Source organism: Aliifodinibius sp. S!AR15-10 (assembly GCF_031569985.1).
GTDB lineage: Bacteria > Bacteroidota > Rhodothermia > Balneolales > Balneolaceae > JAMQKA01.
In genome coordinates this window covers 1-11,660 of record NZ_JAMQKA010000027.1, presented here as the reverse complement: position 1 = coordinate 11,660, position 11,660 = coordinate 1, and the positions used below count along the sequence as shown (strand labels likewise).

8 protein-coding genes are annotated in these 11,660 nt (G+C 44.9%); all 8 read left to right on the top strand.

The genetic code is table 11. The features are described from left to right. Positions 1-61: 61 nt before the first annotated feature. Complete coding sequence (locus tag NC796_RS16345) at positions 62-1,558, top strand: sugar ABC transporter ATP-binding protein (protein ID WP_310685910.1); 1,497 nt, start codon at positions 62-64, stop codon at positions 1,556-1,558. Further along, the gene (locus NC796_RS16340; protein WP_310685908.1) at positions 1,559-2,557 is read left to right on the top strand and encodes an ABC transporter permease subunit; all 999 of its coding nucleotides are present in this window, start codon (positions 1,559-1,561) and stop codon (positions 2,555-2,557) included. It abuts the gene before it with no gap. Positions 2,558-2,568: 11 nt separating this feature from the next. Continuing rightward, positions 2,569-3,525 carry a substrate-binding domain-containing protein gene (locus tag NC796_RS16335; protein ID WP_310685906.1) on the top strand — a complete coding sequence of 319 codons (957 nt, stop codon included), beginning with the start codon at positions 2,569-2,571 and terminating at the stop codon, positions 3,523-3,525. 174 nt (positions 3,526-3,699) lie between these two features. Continuing rightward, a complete protein-coding gene (locus tag NC796_RS16330; protein ID WP_310685904.1) occupies positions 3,700-4,257 on the top strand; it encodes an RNA polymerase sigma-70 factor in 558 nt (185 codons plus the stop codon). A 908-nt stretch (positions 4,258-5,165) separates the two neighbouring features. Beyond that, a complete protein-coding gene (locus tag NC796_RS16325) occupies positions 5,166-6,206 on the top strand; it encodes a FecR domain-containing protein (RefSeq protein WP_310685903.1) in 1,041 nt (346 codons plus the stop codon). Between the two features lie 23 nt (positions 6,207-6,229). Next, the gene (locus tag NC796_RS16320) at positions 6,230-9,685 is read left to right on the top strand and encodes a SusC/RagA family TonB-linked outer membrane protein (protein WP_310685902.1); all 3,456 of its coding nucleotides are present in this window, start codon (positions 6,230-6,232) and stop codon (positions 9,683-9,685) included. Positions 9,686-9,727: 42 nt separating this feature from the next. Continuing rightward, positions 9,728-11,236, top strand: coding sequence for a RagB/SusD family nutrient uptake outer membrane protein (locus tag NC796_RS16315; protein ID WP_310685900.1), 1,509 nt, complete (start codon positions 9,728-9,730; stop codon positions 11,234-11,236). A 139-nt stretch (positions 11,237-11,375) separates the two neighbouring features. Continuing rightward, positions 11,376-11,660: hypothetical protein (locus NC796_RS16310; protein ID WP_310685898.1), on the top strand; the 285-nt coding region annotated here is incomplete at its 3' end.

Below are 11,660 nucleotides of genomic sequence, written 5' to 3'. Positions count from 1 at the left end.
TTAAGATATTCGTTTGTATGTGATGAAAGCTCTAATTGTCTAATAACTTTTAAGTACTTCTATGAATCTTGAACAGCAGTGTATACTGCAGGTCCGAAATCTTTCCAAGTCGTTTGGTGGTGTACAGGCTCTAGATAATGTACAGTTTGAGGCCAAAGAGGGAGAGGTCCATGGATTGATGGGAGAGAATGGGGCCGGTAAATCAACCCTGATGAATATTTTGGTGGGTTTAATTAAGCCAGATACCGGAAAAATTATATTTCAGGGAGAGACACTGCAGCATTCCGATGTGCGAGGCACAATTGACCGGGGGATCTCAATGGTACACCAAGAGATTATGCCGATCCCTGAGCTGACCGTAGCCCAAAACATCTATCTTGGACAGGAGATGGTGAAGATTCCTGGTTGGGTTGATGAAAATCGAATTATTGAACATGCTGAGCAGCAGCTCCGGGAGCTGGAAGTGGATATCGATGTTACACGACAAATGAAGCACCTTGGTGTTGCTGAGATGCAGATGGTTGAGATAGCCAAAGCCCTTTCCAATGAGGCTAAAATCATCATTATGGATGAGCCCACCTCCTCTCTGTCAAATAAAGAGGTCGATAACTTATTCAGGGTGATAAACACCCAAAAAAAGAAAGGGGTGACTATAATCTACATCTCTCACCGAATGGAGGAGATCTTTCGCATCTGCGACACGGTTACGGTGTTGAGAGATGGACACTACATCGATACCAAACCTGCCAAGGAGCTTGATGAAGACACTTTAATAGAGATGATGGTCGGAAGGGAGCTGGAGGCGGTATTTCCTGACAAAAACAGGAATATCGGGGATGTTGTTTTTTCTGTTAAAAGACTCGGCAGCAAGGAAAAATTCAGGGATATTAGCTTTGAGTTACGGCGAGGTGAGGTATTGGGATTTGCAGGTTTGATGGGAGCCGGAAGAACAGATATTGTTCAATCTATCATGGGATTGAAGCCGTTGAATGCTGGACAAATCTATTTGAATGGGAATGAAGTAAATGTCAGCTCTCCACGGGATGCAATCCGTCTTGGTATTTCATATGTAACGGAAGATCGGAAAGGGTCGGGAATCGTTCAGGATTTGTCGGTGAGAGAGAATCTTACGCTTTCCAGCCTGCGGCAGTTCAGCTCCAAAATGTTCGTAAATAAAACCGAGGAACACAGGTCTGCTGGAAGGATGATTGATGATCTGCGGATTAAAACGCCGAATATGCAGCAAAAGGTTAAGTTTTTGAGTGGGGGGAACCAACAGAAGGTGGTAATCGGGAAATCGCTGCTGGCGTCGCCTGAAGTATTAATTTTGGATGAACCCACACGCGGGATCGATGTCGGTGCTAAATTTGAAATATACCAGCTAATCGATCAACTGGCGCGTGAAGGCAAAGCTATACTACTAATTTCTTCCGAACTGCCAGAATTACTGGGCCTTAGTCACAGGATTTTGGTTCTTTCCAGGGGAAGGGTAACAGCCGAACTTAAGGCTGGAGAAGCGACACAGGAACTCATTATGAAACATGCAATACAGAACTAGATGAACGAACAGATACATTCTGGAATACAGAAACTATCCGCAGCCATTGGGCAAAAATCCGCATTTTCGTTACGGCTACAGAAATACGGGGTGCTCATTGCCTTCATCCTGATATGTGTCGGTATTTCTATAATGAGTCCCAATTTTCTGACCGTAACCAACCTACTGATCGTAGTGCGGCAGATCACGATCAACGCAATGCTGGCTTTTGGTGTGACATTCGTAATTATTTCGGGCGGCATTGACCTTTCCATGGGCTCGGTTGTGGCTGTGGCCGGAGTCGTTGCTGCATCATTTGCGCACCCTGGCAGTTACCCGTTGATTGTACCACTTTTTGCAGGTTTAGCCGTGGGGGTGCTCATTGGTGCGTTTAATGGCTTTGTGATCACCAAAGGAAATGTGCCGCCCTTTATCGTTACGCTGGGCACCATGACCATCGGTCGCGGATTGGCACTGATTTTCAGTGGCGGGCGGCCAATATCAAACCTGTCAGATTCATTCGGTTACATCGGTGGTGGAGAACTCTTCGGAATCCCATTTCCCATTGTCATATTGGGTATCATATTTGTTTTATGCCTGGTACTACTGAAAAAAACGGTCTTGGGGAGATACATTTATGCCGTGGGGGGTAACGAGGAAGCGGCAAGAGCCTCCGGGATAAATGTGAAAAAGATCAAAATTATAGTATATACCTTGTGCGGTGGATTGTCTGCCCTTGGAGGTATCATCCTGGCATCCAGGATTAGCACGGGCCAGCCCAACGTGGGTGTAGCCTTTGAACTGGATGCCATCGCCGCGGTCGTTATCGGCGGAACAAGCTTGTCAGGTGGCATAGGAACGATGACAGGGACATTGATCGGGGCCCTCCTGATCGGGGTCATCGGCAACGGGCTCGATTTGATGAATGTATCTTCCTATTACCAGCAGGTGGTTATGGGATCTATTATCATCGGTGCTGTTCTACTTGACAGTATCCGTCGCAGGAATCTTAGCAGTTAATTTAGATAAATATGAATATGGAGATAGACAAAGTGCAAAATGTACTACGAATGACTGTTTTATTGCTCGTATGCGGACTGGTTTTGAGTTGTGGCAGATCGGGGAAAGAAGATGGCGGTGACAGTGTGACTATTGGGGCCTCTATGCTGAGCATGCAGAATGAGTTCGTGGTGAATGTCAAGGACGCGATGGATGCGGAGGCGGAAAAAAGCGGCGTAAACCTGATCGTCAATGACGCCCAGCGATCAGCACTGACACAGATGGAGCATGTGGAGAGCTTTATCGCCCAGGGGGTGGATGCCATTATTCTAAATCCTGTGGAAGTGGAAGCCAGTTCGCCGGCGGTAGATCTTGCCAAGCGATCGGGAATACCGATTATTAATGTGAACTCTGAGACCAGCTCCGAACCCACGGCATTTGTCGGCTCAAATGATACAAGGGCGGGGGAGATGGCTATGGAATTTATCGCAGAACAATTAGGTGGTGAGGGTAACGTATTGATGATCCAGGGTTATATGGGACAAGCGGCCCAGATAAAGCGGGAGGTTGGGGCACAGAATGTGTTGGAAGCTACGCCGGGGCTCACCCTGCTGGCGTCACAGACGGCAGAATGGGACCGCGCAACGGCGATGTCGCTTATGGAAAACTGGATTCAATCCTACGGCAACCGTATTGATGCGGTATTCGCCCAGAATGATGAAATGGGTCTTGGGGCCCTGCAGGCGTTGGAAAATGCTGGCATGAAAGAGGATGTCGTGCTAATCAGTATTGATGGGATTACGGATGCCCTGCAGGCCGTCAAAGATGGACGGATGGATGCAACGGTTTTACAGGATGCACAGGGACAGGGTTCCACTGCTGTTCAGACTGCTTTGAAAATTGTTGAGAGTGACAGCAGTTACCAGAAGGAAGTGTTGATACCATTTGAACTAGTTACCCAGGAAAATGTAGATAGTTTTATTGACTGATAACTGGCTGCCTATAGAATTATTAAAGTTTGATTTCGGTTTTGTTTGTATGGTTCTAAAAGTATAAAAGAGCTCAGTACTTGCGGTCACTCTCTCCTGTAGATATGTGCTCTTTTTTTGACCGCAAGAATTGCCTGTAAATATCAATTTGGGATTGTGTGAAGTGGGATGGTAATGAAAAATGACAGCGACAGCAGTTTAGCAAGTAAAATTAAAAAGGGGGATAAATGTGCCCTGAAGGAGTTGTATGACCGGTATCATAAACAGATGTATTTTATTGGGATGCGATACCTAAGGCAGCAATATCTTGCTGAGGATGCAGTACAGGATGTCTTTCTAAAAATATGGAAAAAAAGAGATAGCCTGGTTGAAACATCTTCAATTAAAGGGTTCCTGTTTACCACTCTCAAGAATCATTTGATAGACATGATGCGAAAAAAAGAAACCCGTGATAAGGTGAAAGCCAACTACAAGATCCTTTCAGAAGATACGGGTATACAGAGCTCTACCCTGGATAAGGTTATTTACACTGAATACGAAGATTTAGTTCAGCAAGCGCTTGAAAAGCTGACTCCTGCACAGCGAAAAGTATTCAAAATGAAAAGTTTTGAAGGCCTATCTAATGAAGAAGTGGCAAAAAAGAATAATGTCTCAATAAACACGGTTAAAACACAATATTATCATAGCTCAAAATTTATACGCGACTTTTTAGGCAAACGGGGTATTATTTAACGTCAGTTCGAGATAAAAACCTGTCATTGCGAGGGATTCAGCGACCATCGGGATCCCGACAGCCGTCGGGAGGCAATCTCCTAATAGGATGAACAAAAATCGGGCAGGGAGATCGCCACGTCGACCTCAAGATGAAGCCGGCTACTATCAAAGACGCCTCCTCGCGATGACAGCTATAATTTTGTGATCCTTATATCGAACTGACGTTATTTAGGTCAGAATGCTAGTTGTCATGTGAAGTCATTTATTGGCATAAATTCTTGTATTCCAATCTTATTTCCTATCTCCACTCTCTGAAGTGTCATTACCATGTATTATCGGCCACTCCGGTTATAATTTATTAAACAAACCTGCAAAACAGGTACCCCTTTACTACTCCCTGCTTCGGAGAGGCCTACTACAGGAGGCGGAGTAGGCTACCCAGGAGGTCTGAGTAGTTTGCCAAACAGGCTTGAGTAGTCTGCTCAAGGAGTTTGAGTAGCCTACTTAAGAGGATTGGGTAGTCCACTCAAGGGATTTGAGTAGACTGCTCAAGAGGTTTGGGTAGTCTGCCAAAGGACTCTGAGTGGTCCACTTGCAGCTACAGAGTAGCCCATGGTCAACAACGCAGTGCACCCACCTACTTACAGAAGGCTTTGTAAATTCGCAGTAAACAAAAAACTGTCATTACGAGCCCCGTTTTTGTGGGGCGGTTATGTAGTTATAACTGGAAATGTGTGGACAGCCTATCCCGATGGTTGCTGAATCCCTCGCAATTATAGCTTTCATGTAGAACCCAGGTTGAATACAGCATCAATAAATGCTGCTTTGTGGGCTTATAAAAGAAGCTTTACAAAAAAATAAAATTAGTTCTAATACTTACACCGCTCGCATACGTACTAAGTAACAAAGGCAAGATATAAACAGATATGGATCTCGAAAAAGTAGAAAGATTTTTTAAAGGTGCTTGTACTCCCGAGGAAGTTGATGAAGTGCTGGATTGGTTTGGCAAGCCCGAAGGACAAGCGTTCTTAGAAAAAAAGCTGAATCATGATATTGACCTTTTAAAGGATGACCACATCAAGCCGTTGATGTCCGAAGTTCGATCGGATGAAATGTGGAGTAGCATCGAAAAAGATGTAGACCTTTTTGAAAAAAAATCACATACCTATTCCTCAAAAAGGGCCTACTCAACCTACTGGAAAGTTGCTGCTGCTGTCCTGGTCATGTTCATTTCAGCTTTATTTATAGCTGAGAACTGGGCGATTAGTCCAGAACCCAAGCAAGCTGAAACCCAGCCTATCCTGTACAAGGCAGAGAGTGATCAGCAAAAAATGCTTTCATTGAGCGATGGGACCCAAATTCGGTTAAACAGCAATGCCGAGGTTATGATATCTGAAGACTATGGCAGGGAAAACCGGGAGGTGACATTGAAGGGAGAGGCCTATTTTGAAGTCATTCACAATGAAGAAAAACCGTTCGTCATTCATACACCCGGAGCATCCATCAAGGATTTGGGGACAGCGTTTAATGTAAGGGCACTGCCGGGAAAAGAAAATGTGCAGGTAGCTGTCACAGAGGGTAAGGTGTCGATGTGGTCGGATCAGCAGACAGAGCAAGAGGCAACGGAGTTGACCCCTGGGCAGTTCGGCTACATTGATCTTGAAAAACGAACTATTCAGGTCGATGAGTTCAGCATCAATAACTATTTGAGCTGGATGAACGGGAGACTAAAATTCAATGAGGCACCTCTACATAAGGTGAGTGAGCAGTTAAACAGGATTTTTGATTTGTCCTTTAGTTATTCCGATGAGGCGTTAAAAAAACTTCCCTTGAGCGCAGATTTTCAGTATGACTCACCCGATAAGGTGTTAGAGGTGATTTCAATGGTCCTTCATATCAACTATCAAATGGATGGGAAAAAAGTAGTGTGGTCTAGAGAGAAAAATAATAGCGGGAATACATTGTAACAGTTAATCAAAAACATAGACCAATGAATAAATGTAATATCGGTACAAAGATATGCTATGACTTTGTGTTAGGGATCAAAGGTACTTGCCTGTTAACGGTTTTTTTATTAGCACTGTTTCAGGCTGGCGTAGCAAATAATCTCCAATCTTCAGAAAAATCATATAAAGTACAACTGGTTGCCAATGAGTCCTCTTCAGATACACAAAAAAAAGTAACTCTGAAGCTGGATGAGGTGAGGTTGGTTTCTGCACTCGAAATATTAGCGGATGAGGTAAATGTTGGGTTGGCCCTGCAGGTAAACCATATACCTGATAAAAAAGTGACACTCAACCTGGATGAAGTTTCCGTCTTTAAAGCCTTGGATGCATTGTTAGATGGAACGGGGTTGGAAGCCGCACTTCCGTCAAGTCGTGATGTGTTGATTATCCGCAAAAACCTCAAGATGCAAAAAATGAAGCAAGTTGAGAGCGTTTCCGGAACGGTGACGGATGCTGAATCGGGAGATACCATACCCGGTGTGAATATAACCGTGAAGGGAACAACCACGGGAACCGCCACGGACAGCGATGGCCAATACTCACTGACAGTTCCCTCGTTGAATGATACGCTGGTTTTTTCATTCATCGGTTATGAAATACAGCAGGTTCCCATTAATGGCCGTACCACGATTGATGTAGGCATGACCAGCGAAGCCATTATGGGGGAAGATATTGTAGTTGTTGGATATGGAACACAGCAAAAATCTGACTTAACCGGTTCAGTTGGAACCGTTGATGAGGATGCGCTTCAGCAGCGTTCTTCCACAAATGTGTCACAGGCACTTGCCGGCCGGGTTTCTGGGGTAGATGTTTCATTAAACTCTGGTGAACCAGGTGGATCACCTCAAATTCGGATACGGGGTAGTAGTTCGGTTAGTAATACAAATGACCCGTTGTATGTAGTTGACGGCGTTATGTTGAATGTTGAACGTATGCAGAGTGGATCTCACGCCATCAATTCTATTCCTCCGAGCAGTATTGAGTCAATTGAGGTGCTTAAAGATGCCTCCGCTACGGCGATATATGGAGCCAGAGGGGCCAACGGGGTTGTGTTGATAACAACTAAAAAAGGAACACGTGAGGGACCGCGGGTCAATTATGATGCCTCAGTTAGCACCGGAAGCGTTTCCAAGAAAATTGATGTACTTAATGCGGAAGAGTTCCTGAGAGTAGAAGAAATTGCATACTCCAATGCAGAGAAGTATGATCCCGCCGGTTTTGCAGCCGGAAAGTACACGAATCCGGTTGACAAAAGAACTGATCCCAGGCTTTTTGATTCAAGCGGGAATCCACTCTACGACACAGATTGGCAGGACGAGGCCTTCCGGCAGGCTATTACGCACCGACACAACTTATCTGTATCTGGTGGGGATCAGAGCACAAGCTATGGAATCTATTTATCGTATGATGATGAAGAAGGGGTCATGAAAGATTCATGGTTAGAGCGCTATTCAGGCCGATTTAATGTAGAGACTGAGATAGCAGGATGGTTGAGTGCAGGAGGTAGCCTTACCTACAGCAATCAATCGCAGAAGGAACTCCACCCTTGGTCAATGCGAATGTTGTATGAGTCAATTGCCATTGTTCCGGTTAAATATCCCGATGGAACATGGGCTGGAAACGAAGACTATCCAGGCATGGAAGGGGGACCCAATCAGCGCAGGGTGTCAGAGGAAAGTATTCATTTGTTGAATACGCAAAATATACTTGCAAACATTCATACAAATATTTCCTTTACGGATAATTTGGAACTGAGAACGATGCTCGGGACCAATGTTATTACCCAGGAGCAAGACCGGTACTCAGGTCGAACCCTGCCATTCTTGTCGCGCGATCAGAACGGTGTTGCAAGTATATCACCATCACAAAATGCAAATTGGCAGTTTGAGAATATCCTCAATTACAGTAATGACTTTAGTGACGTTCACTCTGTAAATGCCATTCTCGGCCAGTCGATACAAACCTCTCACAGTTCAAGTTCAGTAGCACAAGCTTGGGGTTTTCTCGATGACTATTTTGAATATAACAACCTGGGAATCGCTGACAATCCGCGCCCGCCGAATTCATCTACCAGTGAATATTCTATGTCCTCAGTGTTCAGCCGAATTAACTACACCTACAATGACAAGTACCTGTTCACTGTGACGGGTCGTGTGGATGGTTCTTCAAAGTTTGGATCAAATAATCGCTACGCCTTTTTCCCTTCCGCAGCGCTGGGATGGAGAGTATCCGAGGAAGACTTCCTGCAAGATCACCCGGTAATTTCAAACCTGAAGGTCAGAACCAGTTACGGTTTGACCGGGAATTCGGAAATTGCCAACTACCAGTATGAAGCGGGATTGGGCACCTATACGGCAATATTTAACGGGAGCAGAAATGTAGGTGTCGGTGTTCAGCGGTTGGCTAATCCCGATCTGAAATGGGAGGTCAACAAACAGATTGATTTAGGGATTGAGCTGGGACTCTTCGATAACAGGATATCGGTCGAAGCAGATGTCTATCGCAGGAAATCTGAAGATATGCTGTTAGAAAGACCATTGCCTCGCACCAGTGGATACGCCACAGTCTTCGAAAATATTGGAAGTATGGAAAACAGGGGCATTGAGCTGGCATTAACGACGTATAATGTCCAGGGAGAGGACTTCTCCTGGAGCACAGACTTCAATATTTCCATCAATGAAAATGAGGTCCTCAAGCTACACGGAGGCTCTGATATTGAAACCGGCGGCGGTGTTCATGGCGGTGGTGCCGGAAGTATCATCCGGGAAGGACTGCCTGTAAATACATTTATGGGCTATATCTCCCTCGGTACCTGGAACACGGATGAAGCCCAGGAGGCAGCCCAGTATAATCGACTTCCTGGAGATATAAAATACAAAGATGTGAATAATGATGGCGCTATTAACCAGGATGACCGCGTGCCGATAGGAAATGGGGTTCCGGATGGTTACGGAAGCCTTATCAACACCTTTTCATACAAGAATTTTGAGTTTACCGCTGACCTCCAGTTCATGTATGGAAACGACATCATGTGGGAGGCCGTGCACTCAACCGAGGATAGGGTAGGAATTGCCAATGCTTTGGGCTCCGTATTAAACGCCTGGACTCCGGATAACCAGGACACCCCGATTGCACAGCTGCGTCCGACACAGGCGGGATATGATACTGACAATGATACGCACAGGATGCAGGACGGTTCCTTTATCAGGGGGAGAAACTTCACCCTGTCATATAATCTTCCACAAGACATTTTAAATCCCTGGAGCATCAGGAACCTGAGGGTTTATGTCACTGCGCAGAATCTTTTTACGATAACAGAATTCCGTGGGTATGATCCTGAGATATCAACCTCAGGTGCGCCATTCTCAAGAGGTAGGGCACAGTACTTTGAGTACCCCAAATCCAGAACATTCATTTTGGGTGTTAATCTTGGATTATAAAAAGGATGCCCCTATTAACTATAAAAATTTATTCAGATACCTATGAGAAAGTTAACTTCTTATATAATACTTAGCAGTTTTATCGTACTTGTAGTCTCTGGTTGTGATGAATTTTTATCACATTCGGATCCAACAAGCTTTACCAAGAACAACTATTATACTGAACCAGCTCATGCTGAAGCTGCTGTCAATGCCATTTACGAAGACCTGAGAGCAGTTCGCGGAGGAGGCTTCGGTGGTGCCCCCTGGCTTATGACCGAGTTCCAAACCGGGTTGGCAAATACAGAGCTTGGACAGGCCACGAATAGCCTGGATATCCGAGCCCTGGATAACAGTGCCGACAACGGGTATGGGCAGACCTATTGGAATAGCCATTACCGCGGTATTGCCAACGCGAATGAAGCTCTGGCAAATATCCCCAATATTGAACAGCTGGGTGAGGCTCAGAAAAATAGATTGCTGGGTGAGGCCAGGTTCTTGCGGGCATATTACTACTATAATCTCGTTAGAATTTTTGGGGATGTGCCTTTAATTCTGGAACCGGTTGGCTTGGACTCAGAAAATCTCGCTCCGGAAAGAACACCCGTAGCGGACGTCTACAATGCCATTGTTGAGGATTTAACCTGGGTTGAGTCTAATTCAGGCTTGCCATTTAACAATGAAAGCGGCAGGGTTACCATGGGTGCAGTAAAAACACTGCTGTCCAGCGTATATTTGACCATGGCAGGGTACCCCTTGCAGGGTGGAGACCAGTATTTTCAACTTGCCAGAGACAAGGCAAAAGAGGTTATCGACTCCCAGGAATATCGACTTTTTGATACCTATGGTGAGATCAAGGACGTTAGTCTTGAGAATACGGGTGAACATATTTTTATGGTGCAATTTGATGCAGAAATTGTTGACCACAACGGGCTACAATATGTGACGCTTCCGTATAACCAGGATATTTCACTTTTTTCTGCTGAAACTGGTGGGATATTTGCACAGGAAGAATTTGTGGAATCATATGAATCTGGAGATAAGCGAACTGAGGAAAAGCAATTTTACTACAGCGAGTTTTCTCCGGTATCAGATCGCAATACTACCAAAAACCTGGGAGGCTGGTATCTCTACAAATTCTTTGACTACGAGGCCAATGTCGAAACGGCGGTCTCTGGCATGAACTGGCCACTATTTCGGTATGCAGAAGTACTGTTGATTTTTGCTGAAGCCGAAAATGAAGTCAACGGTGGTCCCACCACAGAAGCCTATGACGCGGTCAACGAAATTCGGGAGCGTGCTGAAATTTCGGATTTATCAGGACTCTCACAGGATGAATTCAGAGAAGCTGTTTGGGAGGAGAAATTCCATGAGCTTAGCTTTGAGAATAAAACCTGGTTCGATATGGTTCGCATCCGAAAAGCCTACGATCCGGTTTCAGGTACATTTGAAGATTATGTGGGCCATCAATTCGTTTACGGTCCGACGCTTTCAGAAAGAGAATTACTGTACCCAATACCAGCTTCTGAAATACGAAATAATGAAAATCTTTCCCAAAATGAGGGATACTAATTGTAATTAACCTACGAGCTTAATATATATCGACTCGGGATTGGGGAAAGTTACAATTTTAAAAGATAGAGCCTGTTCCTAAAAACAGGCTCTATCATTATTTCCTACCTAAAATAATTTATGATTAACAGGATTATACATGCATTATTTCTCATTACGAACTGTACAGGTGTGGATATTTTTATGTTGTGGTCTCCTACTCTTGAACGGGTGTTCTGATAAAGATAAAGTTCGGTTAAAAGAGGAGACTCATATCGTTCTTTTGGGTAACAATTTGGGCTCCCGGATGATGAACTATGGTCATTTTGAGACCGAGCTACACACCCGTTATCCCGATAGCAGCCTGTTTATTCGGAATATGTCCGATCCCGGAAACACCCCCGTTTTTCGACCGCATGCGGCGCGGGATACCCCATGGGCGTTC